At 49.8% G+C, this 18,096-nt stretch carries 16 protein-coding genes; 5 read left to right on the top strand and 11 right to left on the bottom strand.

Annotation, left to right across the window (positions count from 1 at the left end):
- Positions 1-23: 23 nt before the first annotated feature.
- From BUB81_RS01475 to BUB81_RS01455, 5 genes are all read right to left on the bottom strand, one after another.
- Positions 24-1,535, bottom strand: a complete 1,512-nt coding sequence (locus tag BUB81_RS01475) for a tryptophan 7-halogenase (protein WP_073317152.1) — start codon at positions 1,533-1,535, stop codon at positions 24-26.
- Position 1,536: 1 nt separating this feature from the next.
- Positions 1,537-3,096 (bottom strand): tryptophan halogenase family protein, encoded by a 1,560-nt coding sequence (locus BUB81_RS01470; RefSeq protein ID WP_217653438.1) that lies wholly within the window; start codon positions 3,094-3,096, stop codon positions 1,537-1,539.
- Positions 3,097-3,197: 101 nt separating this feature from the next.
- Positions 3,198-5,786, bottom strand: coding sequence for a glycoside hydrolase family 3 protein (locus BUB81_RS01465; protein WP_084526113.1), 2,589 nt, complete (start codon positions 5,784-5,786; stop codon positions 3,198-3,200).
- 553 nt (positions 5,787-6,339) lie between these two features.
- A complete protein-coding gene (locus BUB81_RS01460; protein WP_073317149.1) occupies positions 6,340-7,575 on the bottom strand; it encodes an ABC transporter permease in 1,236 nt (411 codons plus the stop codon).
- Positions 7,569-8,231 carry an ABC transporter ATP-binding protein gene (locus BUB81_RS01455; protein WP_084526111.1) on the bottom strand — a complete coding sequence of 221 codons (663 nt, stop codon included), beginning with the start codon at positions 8,229-8,231 and terminating at the stop codon, positions 7,569-7,571. The genes BUB81_RS01460 and BUB81_RS01455 overlap by 7 nt, the downstream gene beginning before the upstream one ends.
- A 212-nt stretch (positions 8,232-8,443) precedes the next feature.
- Here BUB81_RS01455 and BUB81_RS01450 point away from each other — a divergent pair, with 212 nt between their 5' ends.
- From BUB81_RS01450 to BUB81_RS01440, 3 genes are read left to right on the top strand one after another with little or no spacing between them, the layout of a single operon-like run.
- Entirely contained in the window at positions 8,444-9,037 is a 594-nt protein-coding gene (locus BUB81_RS01450) for a DUF3299 domain-containing protein (protein WP_073317143.1), read from the top strand.
- Between the two features lie 5 nt (positions 9,038-9,042).
- Positions 9,043-9,495, top strand: coding sequence for a hypothetical protein (locus tag BUB81_RS01445; RefSeq protein WP_139241474.1), 453 nt, complete (start codon positions 9,043-9,045; stop codon positions 9,493-9,495).
- Positions 9,492-10,172 carry a DUF3299 domain-containing protein gene (locus BUB81_RS01440; RefSeq protein WP_073317137.1) on the top strand — a complete coding sequence of 227 codons (681 nt, stop codon included), beginning with the start codon at positions 9,492-9,494 and terminating at the stop codon, positions 10,170-10,172. Before BUB81_RS01445 ends, BUB81_RS01440 begins: the two co-directional genes overlap by 4 nt.
- Positions 10,173-10,182: 10 nt before the next feature.
- Here the strand turns inward: BUB81_RS01440 and BUB81_RS01435 are convergent, their stop codons facing one another.
- The 4 genes from BUB81_RS01435 to BUB81_RS01420 form a co-directional block, all read right to left on the bottom strand.
- Positions 10,183-10,818, bottom strand: a complete 636-nt coding sequence (locus BUB81_RS01435) for a DUF1826 domain-containing protein (RefSeq protein WP_073317134.1) — start codon at positions 10,816-10,818, stop codon at positions 10,183-10,185.
- A 3-nt stretch (positions 10,819-10,821) separates the two neighbouring features.
- Positions 10,822-12,024 carry a zinc metallochaperone GTPase ZigA gene (gene zigA, locus BUB81_RS01430; RefSeq protein ID WP_073317131.1) on the bottom strand — a complete coding sequence of 401 codons (1,203 nt, stop codon included), beginning with the start codon at positions 12,022-12,024 and terminating at the stop codon, positions 10,822-10,824.
- Positions 12,017-12,424: a MerC domain-containing protein gene (locus tag BUB81_RS01425; RefSeq protein WP_073317128.1), complete on the bottom strand. Its 408-nt coding sequence runs from the start codon at positions 12,422-12,424 to the stop codon at positions 12,017-12,019. Before BUB81_RS01425 ends, zigA begins: the two co-directional genes overlap by 8 nt.
- An 88-nt stretch (positions 12,425-12,512) precedes the next feature.
- The gene (locus BUB81_RS01420; RefSeq protein WP_073317125.1) at positions 12,513-13,064 is read right to left on the bottom strand and encodes a ZrgA family zinc uptake protein; all 552 of its coding nucleotides are present in this window, start codon (positions 13,062-13,064) and stop codon (positions 12,513-12,515) included.
- 289 nt (positions 13,065-13,353) lie between these two features.
- On the opposite strand from BUB81_RS01420, the gene BUB81_RS01415 reads away from it, so the two are divergent.
- Together BUB81_RS01415 and BUB81_RS01410 are read left to right on the top strand one after the other, a co-directional pair.
- On the top strand, positions 13,354-13,746 hold the full coding sequence (locus BUB81_RS01415) for a GNAT family N-acetyltransferase (protein ID WP_073317122.1): 393 nt from the start codon (positions 13,354-13,356) through the stop codon (positions 13,744-13,746).
- A gap of 86 nt (positions 13,747-13,832) precedes the next feature.
- Positions 13,833-14,744: a DUF2608 domain-containing protein gene (locus tag BUB81_RS01410; RefSeq protein WP_084526109.1), complete on the top strand. Its 912-nt coding sequence runs from the start codon at positions 13,833-13,835 to the stop codon at positions 14,742-14,744.
- Positions 14,745-14,776: 32 nt separating this feature from the next.
- On the opposite strand, the gene BUB81_RS01405 is transcribed toward BUB81_RS01410, so the two are convergent.
- Together BUB81_RS01405 and BUB81_RS01400 are read right to left on the bottom strand one after the other, a co-directional pair.
- Entirely contained in the window at positions 14,777-15,820 is a 1,044-nt protein-coding gene (locus BUB81_RS01405) for a CobW family GTP-binding protein (protein ID WP_139241473.1), read from the bottom strand.
- A 151-nt stretch (positions 15,821-15,971) separates the two neighbouring features.
- Positions 15,972-18,089, bottom strand: a complete 2,118-nt coding sequence (locus BUB81_RS01400; RefSeq protein WP_073317116.1) for a TonB-dependent siderophore receptor — start codon at positions 18,087-18,089, stop codon at positions 15,972-15,974.
- Positions 18,090-18,096: the final 7 nt, after the last annotated feature.

Raw genomic sequence — 18,096 nt, 5'->3', positions numbered from 1 at the left:
TTCTTCGTGACCTTACTGCGTTCTTATTGGTTGCGCTTTTGAGACAGATAAGCCATTAGCTTTTCCAAATAAATTCCGTGGGGTGGCATTTGGCTCACCACTTGCTGAATCACATTGCCCATGCCGTTTAATTGATTCGCCATCTCCGCGCGTGGCACCTGATCTGCCACTATGTCGTAAGTTTGTGGGCGGCGCTGCATGCCACTGTGCAGAATTAACCAGTCCTGCTCATTAAAAGGCTCTAAATCGTATTTCACCAGAATGCCCCGGTGATGATATTGAGTCAGCTTGCGGCTAAGCTTCTCACTTTGCACAAACTGCGCAGCCTGTTGCCAATAAGCTTGCTCTGGCAATGAGTCTGGCAGATGTTCAAGCGCAAACAGCGCACCTTGGAATAAACCGGTATGTTCGACGTCGGCAATAAAGCGGCGATTATATTCAGTTGCCTCCGCCGACATACTGTTGGTTACCGGAATGAGCTCCAGCAAGCGCTGAATATCGCGCATCAGCATCATCAGTGGGGCAGGTGTAAGTGGCTCTATCACGCTGGCTGCCTGACCGATAGCGACGCAGTTGCCTGTCCAGGCTTGTTGCCGGTGCCCGGCGCTAAACGCCATGGCAATACTTGCCTCAATGCCGTGAGCGTCTATCGCCTGTGACTTCTGTTCAGGTGTACACACGGTTAATCGTTGAATGCTGTCGCGCAGATAGGTGTCGGCTTGCCAGCCAAATTCACAAGCGCGAATGCGCCTGTGTGTAGGCAGTGCCTCGCCGCGTTGCAATGTGCTGTGAATCGCAAACAGGGTTCGTGCACTCTTTTGTTGGCTGTTGGCGTCCTGGCTGTTTTGTTCGAGAGCGGAATACACTTTGGCATTTGGCCCGGTGCAGTCGATGTATAAATCCGCTTCAATTCGCTGCCCGTTGTCGAGTTGCAAGCCGGTAATGTTTATATTTCCGGTGCTATCTGCTGCTGGGTTTGTAATCACGTCGGCAATGCTCGCATTGATCACCGTTACCTTGCTGCTGAGTTTACTTGCATACAGCGCGCTTAATGCGCTGGCATCAAATTGATAGCCGTATTCTGCTCTGGAAAGCGGATGGCGATTATCTTCAGGGGGGTGGGCAAACTTACCGGTTTTGTCGGCCTGTGTATTGATCAGATAAGATGCCAGCTCGGTTTCGCCATGGCGGGTAACAAAGTGATGTAAACCGACGCCGCGCATGGCGGGAAACGGTAAATGAAAGCCCTGTAACCATGAGCAGGGTGTCATGGCCCAGCGGTCAAAATAATTACCCCAGCAGAATGTACTGTTGGTGTTAAACAACAGGTCAGGCTCAGATACGTTTAGCATCAGATTAAACGCGTACATGTCTGGTGCGCTGGTGCTGCCATACAAACAATCCAGATCGGCATATTTTGCACTGTTAATCAGGGTCAAATTGATGTCAGGTGGCAACTGCTGCTGTAACGCAAGCGCGGTCATGTTTACTGCAAGGCCATTACCTGCAATGACGATGTGCTTTATGCCTGACATGCTAATTGCCCCCCGACGTTGTTGATGCCATCGCAGACTTAAGTGGCTTACTGTTTGACGCCGCGCCATAGCCGGTAAGGAATTCGCGGTGTAACGGCGTGTTATTTACGGAATTAAGGATGGCCTTGCGCATGCGCTCGCTGGTTTGGATAAATTCCGCATCTGAGGTGTTATTGACCCGCGGATCGAATCCTGTCGGCATCAAATTCTGCCCCAGTAAAACCGCTATCCAGCTGGGAGGCAGGAATACGCCAAACTCGTAACGCTGAATGTAGCCGCGACTCAGCCACAGTTCGATTTTAGTTTGCAGGCTGTCGGGCAGGGTAAGGTTCCGGAAGTATCGCCACATGTCACTGTCGTCGCGCTTCGTCGCAACATAGTGCAGTAACAGGAAGTCTCTTACGCGTTCGAAGTTAAGCGCCATTCGGCGGTTGTATTCGTCGGCATCCTGTTGCTGAACGCGTTGCTGCGGGAACAGCTCAATCAGGGTGGTGATCCCTTCCTGAATTAAGTGTATCGACGTGGACTCTAGCGGTTCTAAAAAGCCTGAAGACAGGCCAATGGCTACCACATTCTTTTCCCAGCATACATTGCGTCGACCGGCTTTAAAGTACAGCTGATTAGGCTCGGCCAGCGGCTTGCCATCCAGAGCACTCAGAAGCTGACTACAGGCCTCGTCGTCGGAGATATGCTCGCTCCAGTACACAAAGCCATTGCCGGTGCGGTGTTGCAGCGGAATTCGCCATTGCCACCCTGCCGCTTTAGCGGTTGCCCGGGTATAAGGCATCAGTGGGTTGGTACTTTCACAGGGGATCGCCACGGCGCGGTTACAGGGTAACCATTCAGACCAATCGTCGTAGCCCGCGTGTAAGGTTTGTTCTATTAATAAGCCTCTGAAGCCAGAGCAATCAACAAAGAAGTCGCCTTCAATAATCGCCTGGTTATCCAGCGCCAGTGAGACCACTTCGCCGGTATCGTTGTGTTGTTTAACCTCAACGATTTTGCCTTCAGTACGTATTACGCCTTTGGCCTGAGCATAGCGTCGTAGAAATTTCGCGTACAGTGAGGAGTCAAACTGATACGCGTAGCCGTAGTGTTGTTCGATGTTACTGGAAGACGGTTCGGGTATGCGGAATTTGTTGTGTTTTGCCGACATAACGCCCGCAGCATATTCGTGTAATGGTGTGGTGATGGCGCCGCTCTGAAAATGCTTTAGCCAGTGTTGGTAAAAATCGACATTGTTAATAGGCAGGCCAAAGTCGCCGAAGGGATGAATGTAGCTCTCGCCCACGTTGCCCCAGTCACAAAACTCGATACCCAGTTTTATAGTGGCTTCGGTTTCCCGCATAAATGCGGCTTCATCAATACCCAGCGCGGAATTAAAAAAGCGTATGTGGGGCAGCGTGGCCTCACCGACGCCTACAGTGCCGATACTGTCAGACTCGATGAGCTCGATATCAATAGCCAGCCCTTGTAGCTTGTTGGCCAGTGCTGCGGCGGTCATCCAACCGGCAGTACCTCCACCCACAATTACCACACGCTTAATGTCATTCCGGTTCACGTTGCTTATTCATTCCTTTTGGCGCAATGATGCAAATAAGCTCCCATCATTGCGCATGTTGCAGGCCCTCACAAGTCATTCGGGCCGACTTTTATTGTTGGCTACTGACAACTCAGCGTTGCGGCATCAGCCTTACCAGGTACGCTGGCAATGTTGGTGACACTCAGGTCGACATTACCTTCCATGCTTAAGGCAAATGGCACTACGATGTCGCCTAAGCGAATCCCTTGTGCGGTAAAACACGCTAAGTCGACGGACATCTCACCCCATTCGCCCTGAGGCAATTGCTGCAAGTATTCGGTGATATCCAGATAGGCTCTGCAAGATCCTTCAGGGTCCGCGGTGCCTTCGCAGTTCATGCCCAGCTTAATACTCGCGTTGTCGATGTCGTCTGCTTTTACTTCAAAGCTTAACGCTGCATTGGCTTGTAAATCAGACAACATGTCCTCGCGGAAATGACTCTTGCTGACAATGCGCAGTTCCGCTGGTTGCGTGCCGTCTACGGTTAATTTAACGGCATCTTCCTGCACCACTTTGTCTACGGTACGGAAGGTTAACGAGCCCAGCGTATGCACACTAGCGCTGACATTGACGTACTGACCGCCAGAGAGCAATGCCATTTCCCAAGGGGCGTGCATGGTACCGTCAAACATTTTACGTACCTGCACGTCATCCATATCGAGTTCAAAGCTTTCGTTCAGGTTGTCGGCCAGTACGTTCTCGTCGCCATACGTCAAACCAAAGCCATAAGGCAGCAGCGGTGCGTAGTCATCGTCTCCGCGGTTAAGCACTGCCTGCGTTGGGCTTTTCGGCCAGGAATAAGACAATTTCCCTTTGAAGTCGTGTTGCAATGATCCGTCTTTGTTTGCCAGTAGCACATCGGCAATGGCCAGCCCTTCAGAGCCAGGTAACCAGGCTGCCACAAACGCATCGGAACTGTTCAGTTCGGCATTTACCCACATAGGGCGTCCGCTGATGAACACCGAGACCACAGGAATGCCCTGGGACTTAAGCTTTTTCAGTAATGCTAAATCCGTTTTATTGCCGCGCTGGTATTCAAGATTTTCACGGTCGCCGTGCCCTTCTGCATAAGGCTCTTCACCAAACACCACAATGGCAACATCCGGCTTTTGCGAGAAGTTACCTTGTTCGCTGAGTGTTACTGTACCGCCTGCAGCTTCAACCTGTGCTTTGATGCCGTCGTAAATAGACGAACCGCCCGGGAAATCCGCATTGGTGTTATTGGTTCCCTGCCAGGTAATGGTCCAGCCGCCAGATTGCTTACCAATGTTATTGGCACCGTCACCCGCTACCAGAATCGTTTGGGTGGGATCGAGGGGCAACAGGTTTGCTTTATTTTTGAGTAGTACCAATGATTCGCGTACCGCCTGACGAGCCACTTCGCGGTGGGCGTCCTGACCAATAAGTTCCGTCTTACCCGAGAACTTGCGCTTGGCCGGGCTGGGCTTGTCAAACAACCCAGCACGCAATTTTACGCGCAGAATGCGCGTTACCGCATCATCAATACGTGATAGCGGAATCGTGCCGTCCTTAACCTGAGCGATGGTGTTTTCGTACAAGGGTTTCCAGGCTTGAGTGGGCACCATATACACATCCAGCCCTGCGTTAACTGCCTGTGGGCAGTTGTCGTTAGTACAGCCTGCAATCTGCCCATGGCCATTCCAGTCACCTACCACAAACCCATCGAAGCCCATACGGTCTTTCAATACATCTGTAAGCAGGTACTTACTACCGTGTATTTTCCTGCCATGCCAGCTGTTAAATGATGCCATAACGGTTTGCGCGCCAACGGTTAAGCCTTCCACGTAACCTTGCGCATGAATATCGAAGAGTTCTTGTTCGGATGCAACATTGTTACCCTGATCATCACCGCCTTCCGTGCCGCCATCGCCTAAGAAGTGCTTAACCGTGCTGATTACCCGGTTGTCACTCAGAAAGTCTTTATTTGCATGGCCCTGCAAGCCGTTAATAATGGCCTTGGCGTATTCACCCACAATAACAGGATCTTCTGAGTAACCTTCATAGGTACGCCCCCAGCGGTCATCCCGAACCGTTGCGACGGTAGGTGCGAATACCCAGTCGATACCGGTTACCATGACTTCCGTTGCAGTAACGTTGGCGATTTTCTCAATTAATTCAGGATTGTTTGCTGCGCCCAGGCCGATGTTGTGAGGAAATAGCGTTGCGCCAATCACATTGTTATGGCCGTGCACTGCGTCGGTACCCCACATGGTTGGGATGCTTGAACCATCAAGCGAATCATCAACTGATGCCTGGTACATGTCTTCGGCTAACTGAATCCAGTCGGCTGGCGTAGCGTGTTTATTATTGTTGGGGAAGGCGCCGCCGCCGTTAAGGTATGAACCAAATCCATATTTGCGCATGTCTTCAACAGTGATGTCGCGTATTTCAGGCTGGATCATCTGGGCGACTTTTTGTTCCAGCGTCATAGACCCAAGCAGTTCTGCGATTCTGGCTTCTATGGCAGGGTCCTGTTTTACCACGATATCCAGCTTGGGCCAGATATCTGCTGTCTGATTACTGTTATCGGGTTGGCTGCTTTCACCGGGCGTAGTGGGGTCGACAGTGTTGCTCTGTTCCTGATCTTTGGCGCACCCAGCCAGCAATAAAGTGGTAACGCTTGCTATTACTATTGATTTGATTTCCATTAGCAGTATTCCATGATTATTTTTGTATAACGTGCTCGTTGACTTTCAAGTCATCAAAAACAATGGGTAAGTAGCAGCTAATTCGCCGGAGAGATGAAAGAAGCACTTCATAGGTGTATTTGCACATCCCAACCACGAGTTATGGCAAGCACCTTTTGAAGTGTGTAATTGAGACAGCATTGTCCCGAACTTCCACGTTCCAACGTTACGTTTTTTATTATTAGACTTGCTCGACGGCCGATCAGACTATTTCTCTGATATTGTGCCGGTTTTTTCAAATTGAAAGCGCTTACAATATTATGTGTGTAATTTAAAATTACAACTAAATATTCTCCGTATTTGCTGAAATATCAGGCATTAAATGAGGGTTTTACGAGCACTTCATTGACAAGTGAAGTAACTGAGGATGTGTAAGGTATTGAATTTTATTGTGAAAATAAAAGTCCTTTCAGAGTATATAGGGTCTCTTTTTTGTTAACTTTTTCGAAATCTTTTTTTTACATATTGTGAGACCAAAGATGAAAAGGTTAGGCGGCAATGGGTATCATCGCCGCTATAACTTGTGGTTAATCGCTCCCCGATAGGCATCGATAGCAGGGACTAAACTGCAAATAAGCGTTGCGCCCAGAATGATCCCAATTACGAGCAGGTTGTGCAGGTTAAACACGTTTGCCGAGATAAACATACCGTACTCGCTGGCTAACCAGTCTGCCGTCAAGGTGAATAACGCGAACACCAGTAATAAGGCCGTCGCGCTGGCGGCTGCAGACAGCAACAAGGCTTCGGTTAATATGAGTCGAAATATCGTACCTGCACCGGCACCAATAATGCGCAGTACCGCAATTTCCTTCTCCCGCTGCTGCATGGAGGCCAGTAACATGGTGGACAGCCCGAACAGGGAAGACAACATGATCAACAGGCTGATAAACCGCAACAGGTTTTCAATGCTCGACATCATCTGCCACATTTCAGCCAGTGCAACGCCGGGCAGAATGGCCATGAGGCGGTCGTCCGGGTAATTGTTTAACTCTCGCTGTAAGGTAAACGTCGCAAATTTGCTGGTGAGCCCCAGCATGATGGCGGACACGCTGTCTACTTTCAGAAGCTGAGCGTCTGCTTCTTCAGGGTGTTCCAACAACTCGTGTAATTGCGCTGGTGGGAGGTGCATGGCTTCAATACCAGCCAGTGAAACGTGTACGGTTTTGTCTACCGGTGTGCCGGTTGGCGCCAGAATCCCGGTAATGGTAAAGGGGGATTCGTCGTGATTGTGAAAGCTCACCGCGCCCATACCATGTGCGATAACAATGTTATCGCCGACCTGGTAGTTGAGGGTGTTGGCAACATCTGCCCCAATTACGGTTCCGAAAGTGCCAGAAAACGTATTGCCTTCAGCGAAGGTCAGCGGTTGTTTATTACCATATTTATAGTGTTCGAAATAGGCTTGCGTAGTGCCTAGTACACGGTAGCCTTTGTGGGAATCACCCAGAGAAATTGGAATAGCCCAGCTCACCTGCGGGTGGTTTTGCAGCATGGTGTAGCTTGCATAATCAATATTGTTGGTAGGCGAACCCATTCGAAATACGGTGTACAACAACAGATTGAGCTGGCCACTGGGTGCACCCACTATCAGGTCGACGTCGGACACGGTGCGGTTGAAGCTGGCTTGGGCCTGTAATCGAACATGCTCTACACTGAGTAACACACTGACGCTGATCAGCAGAGACAAAAACGTCAACGCTAGCGATTTGCCCCGGCTTTTCAAGCTGCTGATGGCGAATGACATTAACATGAGCTGGTCTCCACGGAAGCGAACAAGTCTTCAACGGAAACACGGGTCGTCAGGTAATCACTCAACGCCGCATCATGGCTAACAAAAATAAGTGTGGTGCTATGCACTTCACATAATTCAATAAGCAGGGTCATGAAGGCGTCTCTGGCATCGGCGTCCAGGGCGGAGGTAGGTTCATCCACCAGCAAGATTTCTGGTTCGTTCACCAACGCGCGTGCAATAGCAACGCGCTGCTGTTGACCCACACTCAATTGTCGGGCTTTTTTATTCAGCACATCAAGTGGGAGCTGTAAAGCGATAAGCAGTGCCGTTAACCGTGCATTGTCGAGGTTTTTATTACCAGCAAAGTGCGCAGCTAACTGAATATTCTGTGCAACAGATAAATGCGATACCAAATTGAACTGCTGAAACACCACACCAATATGACGGGCGCGAAAGCGATCGCGTTTAGACTCTGATAATGCGGAAAATGGCTCGTCGAGAATCGTAATACTGCCCTGTTCTGGGGTGAGAATGCCCGACAGCAGATTCAACAGAGTGGTTTTGCCCGAGCCAGACTTTCCGTGTAAAAAAATACGCTCGCCTTGTTTTACCTGCCAGTCGTTGACCTGGATCTGCACTTTACTGTTGGGGTATGTAAAAGACACCGACTGCATGTGTATTGCAGTAGAAGCCGAATGTTCATGGGGAGTTTTAGTATTCACTACAAATAAGTCTGTGGGTTAAAAGTACGGGTATAGTCATATCGTTGCTGCTCACAGTGTAGAACTTTACGCTCGCTGATACAAAGCGTTGACGATACTATTCTTCTTATTGGTAAAATGTTATAACATAACTATAATTATCTGCCAATCGGATTGCATTTGTTATGGCTTTACACTGTGCTTACGCCCGTATTTCCTTGTTTTTACGAAACATAGCAGGCGTACTGTCGCTGATATTCATAGTAGCGTTCCCCAGTCTCTGCGCCGCGGTAGAGTATACCGAGGTGGAGTGGACAGATTTGATGCCAAAAGACGATCTGGACGCACTGCTGGCACCGCCAGAATACCTGAATGACATTGCCGATGGTTCACAGCAGGACTCCGTTGCGGCACTGAATCAAAAAGAGTCGGTTGACGCACAAACAAAACGGTACCGGGATGCCCTCAGTTCAACGCGGGTCATGCAGGAATTTAACGGGAAGCAAATTCGCATTCCCGGTTACATGGTGCCGCTAGAGCAAAATGACGAGCGTGAAGTCACTGCGTTCTTTATTGTGCCGTACTTCGGCGCTTGCCTGCATATGCCGCCGCCACCGCCAAATCAGATTTTGTATGTGCAATACGAGGATGGCATTGCACTGGAAGCCTTGCAGCAGCCGTTTTGGTTTGAGGGCACACTGAATGTGGCCCTGAACGAAAATGCATTAGGTACATCGGCTTACACGTTAAACATCGACGATTATCGACTTTATGAGTAATGATTATGGAGACCAGATTTGTTGTTTCAACGCTGACTGCTTTGCTTTGTATGGGGGCAATTTCAGCGTCAGCCTGTCAATTACATGCTAATGGTTTTGGGTCGTTTGCTGCCTACCATAGCAATATTATGGAGCGTGACCTGGCCGCCATGGCCGACAACTACCCAAGTGTCACACTTGCCCGGCGAACTGCGGTAAAGGTGGGTACTGAAAATTCGCGAAGCGTTCGAATTCATGTGCCGCTGAGCTATACCAATGTAACCTTGTCGGTGACTGGCGGCGATGGTATTGAGTTGTTGTCGAGCAGTGACCTTTCATTAAGCGCAGTGTCTAAAGACTACGACCTGGTCTTCACAACACTCTCGCCAGGTACGCATAAAATCACGGTAAACCTGAATGCGACCTATGAAGGTTCTGCTTTTTCCACCGAACATACCATGATTGTTGAGGCTGGATGACGCGATACGCATCGCGTCTGCTGCCGGTTGTTGTCATACTTGGGGCGGCGCTTATCGGCGTTGGTCTCGGCTGGCGGGTATTTGAGACCGGACCTGACTGGTTTAACCGTTTGTTTTCAGACAACGCTCAGGTGTTGTTTCTGACCCGGGATAGCGCATTGATTACCCGCGTGAATCAGGGGCCACTTCGCACAATCGGTTGGGCTGACTTGATGCCTGACACTGACAAGCAGAAGTTCAATCAGTATCAGCTCAACGCCGACGCCAGGTTGGAAGACCAATTGTTGAACGCTATCGAGGCCTCCTTCGATACGCAGTACAAATCTGTTTTGCAATCCACGGTCGGTGTGTCTTCACTGCACAATCAGCTAATACAGCTTCACGGGTTTATAGTGCCGCTGGAGGCGAACGATGAACGGCAGGTCACCGGCTTTTTTCTGGTGCCGTACTTTGGCGCATGTCTGCATTTTCCGCCGCCTCCGGCAAACCAAATGGTGTTTGTAAGAAGCCCGGAAGGTTTTACCCTGGCGAATATTAATGCCGCTTACACGGTGTCGGGGGTTATACAAACCGCTTTGTATGAAGATCCGGCAGGCACTGCCGCTTATGTTATGGATGCGGTACGTATAGAGACTTTTTACGGTCAGCCGGATGACGTAAGAGTGCACGAGGGCTAACCGGCCCTCGTTACATGGCATCCAGAGTGAGTAAGATGCGCGGCTGAAGCTCGGTCAAACATGGCGAGCGATGGACCAATGGCGTACTTTCGTTGCCGGGCCAGGCAGAACCTTTCAGTAACGCCACATCCCCAGCCCTGAGGGTGTGTGTGTCGTTATCATCAATCACCTGCAAACGTCCCGACTCATTGAGCTCGATAGCGTCATTTGGCAGCCATTGAGTGCCAGTACCCGAGTATGTTGTGACTAATCGACAGGGCACCCGGTCGTAATGAAACTTTGGGCACATTGCCGCATTTAATGTGCGTAATCTCAGCCCCACCATGTCGATGTCGAACAAACACCCAAACATCTCTACTATTTGAGCGATATCCTCGCGAAGCGCGGTTGGCCAGAGACTCAATGCATAGTTGTTGTTCAGGTTGTCCAGAACACCGTCTACCGGTACTTCTTGCGTGACGTTAAGTTGGAGGTTTTGAGTCAGGCCTTCTTTCACTGCTCGGGTAACTGATTCAGAAAGCTGTCGCTGCCATACCGCCATATTCACCGTTGGTTGATAAATCGTGGTAAATACATCTGCCTGCTCTGAAAACACCTGTTGGCAAGAGGCGGAGGTCATATTTTCAATTGCTGCTGTGCTGACCATCGACTATTGCTCCCACACAGGAAAAGGGTCCGGCAGCATCTGCCAGACTTCTCGGCCCTGGAGCAACATATCGTCATCCAGCAGGCAATCGTCCAGTGCTTTGGTCACCGCGCCTTCATCGAGGTTCTGACCAATGAATACCAGTTCCTGTCGCATATCGCCGAACGGTTCCTGCCATTGCTCCATGATCGACTTACGGTACTCCTCGTCTTCCGGCCAGTCTTTTGGGTCAACTGCTTTCCAGAACAAACCGCCGTAGCCATAACGCGCGATACCCCCGGCCTGACTCCATTGCCCGGCATAAAAAGGGCGACTGGCAAGCCAGAAGTAGCCTTTTGAGCGCAGCAGCTTACCGTAGCCCTCGCTATTGTGCAGGAAATCATAAAAGCGCTGCGGGTAAAACGGGCGTCTGGCGGTGTAGGTGAAACTGCTTATACCGTATTCTTCTGTTTCCGGTGTGTGTTCACCGCGCATTTCTTTTAACCAGCCCGGTGCTTGTTGCGCTTGCTCAAAATCAAACAGGTGGGTGCCTAGCACGTCTTTTACGTTCACATTGCCATTAGCGATAGGGATGATTCGCGCGCGGGTATTCAGCGTACGAAGAATCGCGGTTAACTGCTCGGCCTGCTGCTGGTTAATTAAATCGGTTTTACTAAGCAGTAGCACATCCGCAAATTCAATCTGATCAATGAGTAAATCCGCCACGCTACGCTCGTCTTCTTCACCCAGTGATTCTCCGGTTTCCTGCAGGTATTTTGCTTCTTCAAAGTCTTTTGCAAAATTCACCGCATCAACAACCGTTACCATGGTATCGAGCTGAGCAACATCGGCCAGAGTCACGCCATCTTCGTCTTCAAAGGTAAAGGTTTCGGCCACGGGTAAAGGCTCAGAGATACCGGTTGATTCAATTACCAGGTAATCAAATTTACCGCTGCTGGCCAGTGCGCGCACCTCAATCAGCAGGTCTTCCCGCAGTGTGCAGCAAATGCATCCGTTGCTCATCTCTACCAGTTTTTCCTCGCTGCGATTCAGCGATACTTCGTTTTTTAGTACGGCAGCATCGATGTTTATTTCGCTCATGTCGTTCACAATTACTGCGACTCTGAGGCCTTCACGGTTATTCAGAATATAGCTTAATACGGTGGTTTTTCCTGCGCCCAGAAAACCCGATAGCACGGTGACGGGAAGTCGCTTAAAGTTAGTCATGGTGACAGTCTCCTGTTGGCATTATTTGGTTTGATTGGAAGTTGCGCACATGGGCTGTGGCAATAATCAGTGATGCAAAAATGGTAAGCGCGGTTTCACCTGTTTCACCGAAGTAGTCATGTCCAAAGAATGCAGCAATTAAAAGCAGTCCCAGGCCAGCTAATCCAATCAATAAAATACTGAGATTGTGGTGATGGCGGTATCCGGCCCACAGTGCTAGTACCCCAACCGGGAGCACAAAAAACAGAATAACCTGATGAAACATCTCGTGGTTGTCGGCAACAAGTGCCCCCAACGACGGCAAAATAATGAGAATAAGTGGTGTCGCCAGACAGTGAATGACACAAAGGGAAGAAAGCGCGATGGCAATCTTGTCGCCTAAGCGTTGTGTGAGTTCCATTGTAGCTTCCTAAAAAACGTTAATTTGAAAAGGGATGAATGACCCATGTGGTTAATTTGACCAACAGACATGGCAGCCAGCTTTGGCATTACAGCGTTAGTTCTCGGATTGTGGGCGTTAATTCTGTCCGCCCCTGCCCATTAGCAGTGACCCATTGCACCTCCAGTTCATCCAGCGAGGGAGTCAGGTCAAATACAGAAATAGTCAGCTGGCGCAATGGCTCGCTGCACGTCAACCAGTAGGTCAGATTGATATCTTCATGTTGGTCTGAGTGATGAATATCTGGCAGCTCAAGGTCCGATTTGGCGGTTGTGCACTCACCTTCGGCAATGCTGAAGACAGCGGAGGGTGTTTTAAATTGTGAAGTGATTGTTGGCGTTTGCGAATCGTTTTCATGATTGTGAGCCGGGTGTTCAATATTTAATAGATCCTCTGCAGGAAATTTGAATACCAATTGCCAGTGACTGCCATCCTGAGCGATAAGCAATTGGCCATGACCATGTATATGGGCATGCTCGTTGGCAAGCGCAGAAGCCGGTAAAAATAAGTAACACGCGAAGACTAAGGCGCGTTTTGTGGCTGTAGTTAACCGGCATACGGTGATATTGCAGATTCTATGAATAACGCTATTTTTCAACATGGCTTCAGATTCTTTTTACGACAACAGGAATGTTATGTTATAACATTTCTGTTGTCGCGGCAATTTTAGCCGATACAATGCATTGCAGGACATAGACTGTTTCATGCAAACTGTCGTGGCTCGGCAGTAATTATCTGGTGCCGATGTGTGTTTTATTTAACAGGACTCTTATGAACTTAGCGCTTATTCAGGAATCGCATTTGTCGTCTTTGGCCAGGGTGGCTGCAGATGATCGCATTGCGCAGACAAGCGGTGTCCCGCTTAACTGTTCGGAAGACGATGCCAGACAGTGGATGAATACCAGTCTGGTGCAGCCAGTCAGGAGATGCACTATGTGCTGCTGGTAGAAGGTAAGCCAGCTGGCTGCTGTATTTTAAAGAAAATTGACTGGCAACAACGCGAAGCTGAGTTGTCGTACTGGCTCGGTGTTGAATACTGGGGGAAGGGGCTGGGTTCCCGGGCAGCCTGGTTAATGGCAGATGCCGCGTTTCGCATATTGGGCATGCGAACGTTAAATGCGCACTACTTAAAATTGGCCAATGCACCGTCTGGAAAAATTTTACACAAATTGGGTTTCACACCCGACAAGAGGCGTGGAGATCTCAAAGCAGAAGGGCGTTTTTTGCGCGAGAGTGGCGACGTGTGGACCTTTGTCGCCCTTGAACGTGAGGCATTCAGCTAGTGGTTCGCACAGTTCGTCGTGTCAACGGGCTTAGTGTTTATAATGTTCATGTATGATAATGGCTGTGTTTTTTGTTGGTATTCGATATGACGTCTTTTTCTTTGCAATGGAAAGATAAGCGAGCAGCGATCTGGTTGGCGTTTTTTGCTGTTTTTACACTATCTGCCTGCGCCAGTTCGCCGGCGCGGTTAAATCAAGGCGTCATGATTGAAGAAGTCACGACATTCAATCAGATTGCGCCGGTTGTGCAAACGCTCAATCAACAATACAAACCTGAAAATGTATTGATAGTGTCTGATATCGACAATACGCTGCTTACCAATAACGGCGGACTGGGCGGGGATATATGGTACCAGTGGCAGCGCGGAAAACTGGCAGTAAAGCCGTCGCCAGAACAAACCGTGAGTTGTTTGTTTGAGGATGTCATCGGCATGCTTTACGAGCTAAGTCCTATGGCGTTGACTGAGTCACAGGTTCCGGGTTTGATAGAGCAATGGCAGGCGCAAGGCAACCCCATGATGTTGCTGACATCGCGTTCACCTGATTATCGCTCACCGACGGAAAGAGAGCTGTACAACAAGGGCATTGATGCCAGCCTGAATGCACTTACACCAAATGGCGACACCGATGTGACATACCGGGAATTGCTGGCACGCGAAATGAGTTACAGCCGCGGGATTATGATGACGACGGGCATGCACAAAGGCGACATGCTGGCGTGGATACTGGCTAAAACCGGTCGTGAGTTCGACGCCATCGTGTTTATCGATGACTCGCAACACAACATCGACAATATGCATGAGCGGTGGCAGCATGAATCAGTCGACATGCGCGTGTTCCACTACACGCATGTCGAAGCTGAACGAGTAGAAACATTCGGACAGGTGTTAAGCGCAGAGCAAGCAAATGACCTGGCAAGTGACTATGATCAGCTTACGCATACGCTGAAAGCTATCTTTCCTGAGCGCTATAAAGAAGGCCAGTGCCTGAGTAAATAACGGCCTTCGCCTGAATCAGTTGTCACTGCTTGCTATTTGCTAACGAGAAAGCAGGCAGTTAACTGAGCTTCCAGTGAGTCAGGTATGTCAGTCGCAATCACTTCGACACGACTTTCCTCGCAATCGTCCAGTTGCATTTCAGTTAATCCATCGTCAGTCAGGTTATACCCAAATACCCCGTTGTTGGTAATAAAGACACCTTTCAACCGCTCGGCACGAAGCGCAGACAGGCATGTCTTCAACGCCGAATGGTCAAACACAATGTCATGGGAAAAACGCCATCCGGTGCTGACAAAACCCTCTCCTTTATTGTTCGCGCTAAACATGCCATTGGCCGGTAAATCCTGATCGGCAGCCAGTGTTTTGCTCGAATCATTGTCTGCATGTTCATGATTATGGTCATGAGCATGACTATGATCGTGTTGAGGCTGGTAGGATTGAGCATAGTTAGTCGCCCGACCTTCCAGGGTATCTAACGACAGTTGGCCGAATTGGGTTTGTACAATGGTGGTGTCAGGCTGGCAGTGTGCTGCTACGTACTGCTGTAGCCTGACTTTATCCTGATCCGAGTACAGGTCACATTTGTTGGCTACGATCACATCGGCAATACCAAGCTGCTGGTTAAACGTATCGTGCTGTGTATAACGTTCGTCACTTAATTTACGGGCATCGACCAGTGTCAGGGTCTTTTGTATCGACAGTACGGGTTGATAGTGCTCGGCGGTGAGAACCTGCATCACTTCTTTAGGATGGCCCAGGCCGGTGGGTTCAATCAACAAACGATGGGGGCGCGATGTTGCCAGCAATTGGTTCAGCGCAATTTGCATAGGCAGGCTGGCTGCACAGCACATGCACCCGCCGGGCACCTCGCGAATGAATACGCCATTTTCCGCTGTTAACTGTCCTTCAAACAGACTTTTATCAATACCAATTTCACCAAATTCATTCACCAGAATAGCCCAACGTTCATGGGCGGGCTTTTGGGTGAGTAAATGCAGAATTGCCGATGATTTACCCACGCCCAGAAAGCCGGTAATGATATTGGTCGGAACATTGTGAATAGGTTGCTGTGACATGGTTTTGCCTGCGAAATGGAGAGCCATTTGATCAAAGTATATCAGTAGATGCTAAGCGATTTTAATGGTGTATCAGGCCCGGTTTGAAACCGTTGCGAGAAAAAACGACCCGCAATGCGGATCGTTTCAAACCCTGGTAAGAACTGGCTGATTAGAACGCGTAGCGTATGCTTGCTCGCGCCATGCGTGGTCTGCCCGGCTGTGTCCACAGTGCAGAGTAAGAGTTGTCGTAGTAGGTTTTGTCGAACAGGTTGTCGATTACCAGACGCACGGTCAGGTCCGGGGTGATGTCTACTGTGCCAGACAAATCCACAATGGTGTAATTGGGAAGTTTGTATTCTGGTGCAACCGCATCACCTACTCGCTCACCAACGTGGGTAATACCAGCAGAAATACGCGTAGCGTAGCCGGCAAGCATCAGGCTATGCGTGGCGGTCAGGTTGAATGCATGTTCTGGCACGTTAACCAATGGCGTACCTGCTGCGATTTCCACCCCCCAATCCGGGTTGGTGACGGTGTTTTGGGTAGCCGCATCAATATAGGCGTAAGAAAAGGTCATTACCGTGGCGTCGGTGATAGCAGCATCAATATCTACCTCGATACCTGAGCTTTCCACTTCGCCAATGGCAATCGTGCCGCCATTTACAGGGTCTGCAGCCAGAATGTTGGATTTTTCTGCATGGAAGATCGCCAGCGTACCGTTGATAGCCTCATCGGCAGAGCTGAACTTCATGCCGCCTTCATAGGACTTACTTTCTTCCGGATCAAACGGATTGCCGTCGTTATCTACGCCGCTGTTCGGGCTGAAGCCTTCAGAGTAGCTGAGGTAAAACGAAAATTGTTCGTTGGGCAGGTATACCGCACCCAAACGCGGACTGGTTGCTGTCTGGTCGAGTGTGTTAACGCCATTGATTTCCTGCTCGAAGTCGTCAAAACGCAAGCCGAATAGCACTTTGAACTGGTCGTTGATATCAATCTGGTCCTGTACGTACAGACCAAAGGCTTGCTGCTGTTCATTAGAATCAATCAACGGCGCTACTTCGGGTTGTGCCTGACCATACTGAGGGTCCAGTAAATCCACTGAGTAGGTGGTGTCCCCCGCGCCCCAGGCGGTGCGCCAGCGCATCATTAACTGGTCGTACTCGTAGTCATAGGCATCTGCTCCAATCAGAATGTGGTGCGTCAAATCGCCGGTTGCCACTTCGCCACTTAACTCAACGCGGCCAGATAGGTCCGTGGTGTCGTAATCGCGATAGCGACGCTGACGCGATAGCGTTTCACCGTCGACGTAGAGTAGCTGTCGGCCCGAAGACAATTCTGGTTCTGTTGAGAAACCTTCAAATGACGAATCTCGGTAGCTGAGCCCACCGTTGATACTCCAGTTATCATTAAGCTTGGATTGTATCGATAGCTGGTGAGCAACGCCTTTGATTTCATTTGGGCCATCATTGGGCTCGCCGTAAAACGTATCAATAGGGACGACGCCAAACTGGCCATTCGGAATCGAAATTCCGCGGTCAAAGTTAGCTTCCTGATCAATGATTTCCAGCTCGTAGAAGAGTTTGGTGTCTTTGCTCAGTGCATAAACCAAAGAAGGGGTAATAAACAGCTTATTGCTTTCTACCTGATCTCTGAAGCTCTCTGCGTCTTCGTACGCGCCGTTAACGCGGAACGCCAGGTCGGCATTTATTGCGTTGGTATAGTCGCCTTCCAAACGGTACAAGCCATAACTACCCGCCGTGGCTTCAACATAGCCTTCTTCAGCAAACTGTGGCTTTTTGGTTATGATATTAATGGTACCGCCAGGCTCACCGCGACCGTAAAGTGCAGAACCCGGTCCTTTCAGAACCTCGATGGCCTGAATGCTGGACGCATCGCGCTTACCGGCAAAGCCCCGGCCAGTGTTGAAACCATTGATAAGATAGCCGGATGGGCGGTTGCCGTCGCCGGCAAAACCGCGGATAGCAAAGCTGTCCCACAGCCCACCAAAGTTATTTTGACTGGCAATGCCGCTGGTAAATTTCAACGCGGTTTGCAGGTCAAAGATACCCATGCTGTCGAGCAGTTCATCAGAGATAACGTCTACCGATTGGGGCAGTTGTTTAAGTGGTACATTGCCACGATAAGCCTGACGCTGCTCTACCACTGCAATGTGTTCCAGGTCGTCATCATCTGAACTGGTGTCTTGTGCCATGACCGGGGCATTCATGCCCATTAAAACGGCCAGTGAAAGCGCGTGTTTTAAAAAGTGCGTATGCTGTTGTTTCATTGAAAGA

Source organism: Marisediminitalea aggregata, assembly GCF_900129565.1.
In the GTDB taxonomy this organism is placed as follows: Bacteria; Pseudomonadota; Gammaproteobacteria; order Enterobacterales; family Alteromonadaceae; genus Alteromonas; species Alteromonas aggregata.
This window is presented reverse-complemented; position numbering and strand designations above follow the sequence as displayed.

Excerpts from the sequence above, each read along its gene's own strand:
- BUB81_RS01400 (WP_073317116.1), bottom strand. The coding sequence starts at position 18,089 with ATGAAACAACAGCATACGCACTTTTTAAAACACGCGCTTTCACTGGCC.
- BUB81_RS01420 (WP_073317125.1), bottom strand. The coding sequence starts at position 13,064 with ATGTTGAAAAATAGCGTTATTCATAGAATCTGCAATATCACCGTATGC.
- BUB81_RS01460 (WP_073317149.1), bottom strand. The coding sequence starts at position 7,575 with ATGTTAATGTCATTCGCCATCAGCAGCTTGAAAAGCCGGGGCAAATCG.
- zigA (WP_073317131.1), bottom strand. The coding sequence starts at position 12,024 with ATGACTAACTTTAAGCGACTTCCCGTCACCGTGCTATCGGGTTTTCTG.
- BUB81_RS01475 (WP_073317152.1), bottom strand. The coding sequence starts at position 1,535 with ATGTCAGGCATAAAGCACATCGTCATTGCAGGTAATGGCCTTGCAGTA.
- BUB81_RS01465 (WP_084526113.1), bottom strand. The coding sequence starts at position 5,786 with ATGGAAATCAAATCAATAGTAATAGCAAGCGTTACCACTTTATTGCTG.
- BUB81_RS01445 (WP_139241474.1), top strand. The coding sequence starts at position 9,043 with ATGGAGACCAGATTTGTTGTTTCAACGCTGACTGCTTTGCTTTGTATG.
- BUB81_RS01410 (WP_084526109.1), top strand. The coding sequence starts at position 13,833 with ATGACGTCTTTTTCTTTGCAATGGAAAGATAAGCGAGCAGCGATCTGG.
- BUB81_RS01435 (WP_073317134.1), bottom strand. The coding sequence starts at position 10,818 with ATGGTCAGCACAGCAGCAATTGAAAATATGACCTCCGCCTCTTGCCAA.
- BUB81_RS01425 (WP_073317128.1), bottom strand. The coding sequence starts at position 12,424 with ATGGAACTCACACAACGCTTAGGCGACAAGATTGCCATCGCGCTTTCT.
- BUB81_RS01405 (WP_139241473.1), bottom strand. The coding sequence starts at position 15,820 with ATGTCACAGCAACCTATTCACAATGTTCCGACCAATATCATTACCGGC.
- BUB81_RS01440 (WP_073317137.1), top strand. The coding sequence starts at position 9,492 with ATGACGCGATACGCATCGCGTCTGCTGCCGGTTGTTGTCATACTTGGG.
- BUB81_RS01455 (WP_084526111.1), bottom strand. The coding sequence starts at position 8,231 with ATGCAGTCGGTGTCTTTTACATACCCCAACAGTAAAGTGCAGATCCAG.
- BUB81_RS01450 (WP_073317143.1), top strand. The coding sequence starts at position 8,444 with ATGGCTTTACACTGTGCTTACGCCCGTATTTCCTTGTTTTTACGAAAC.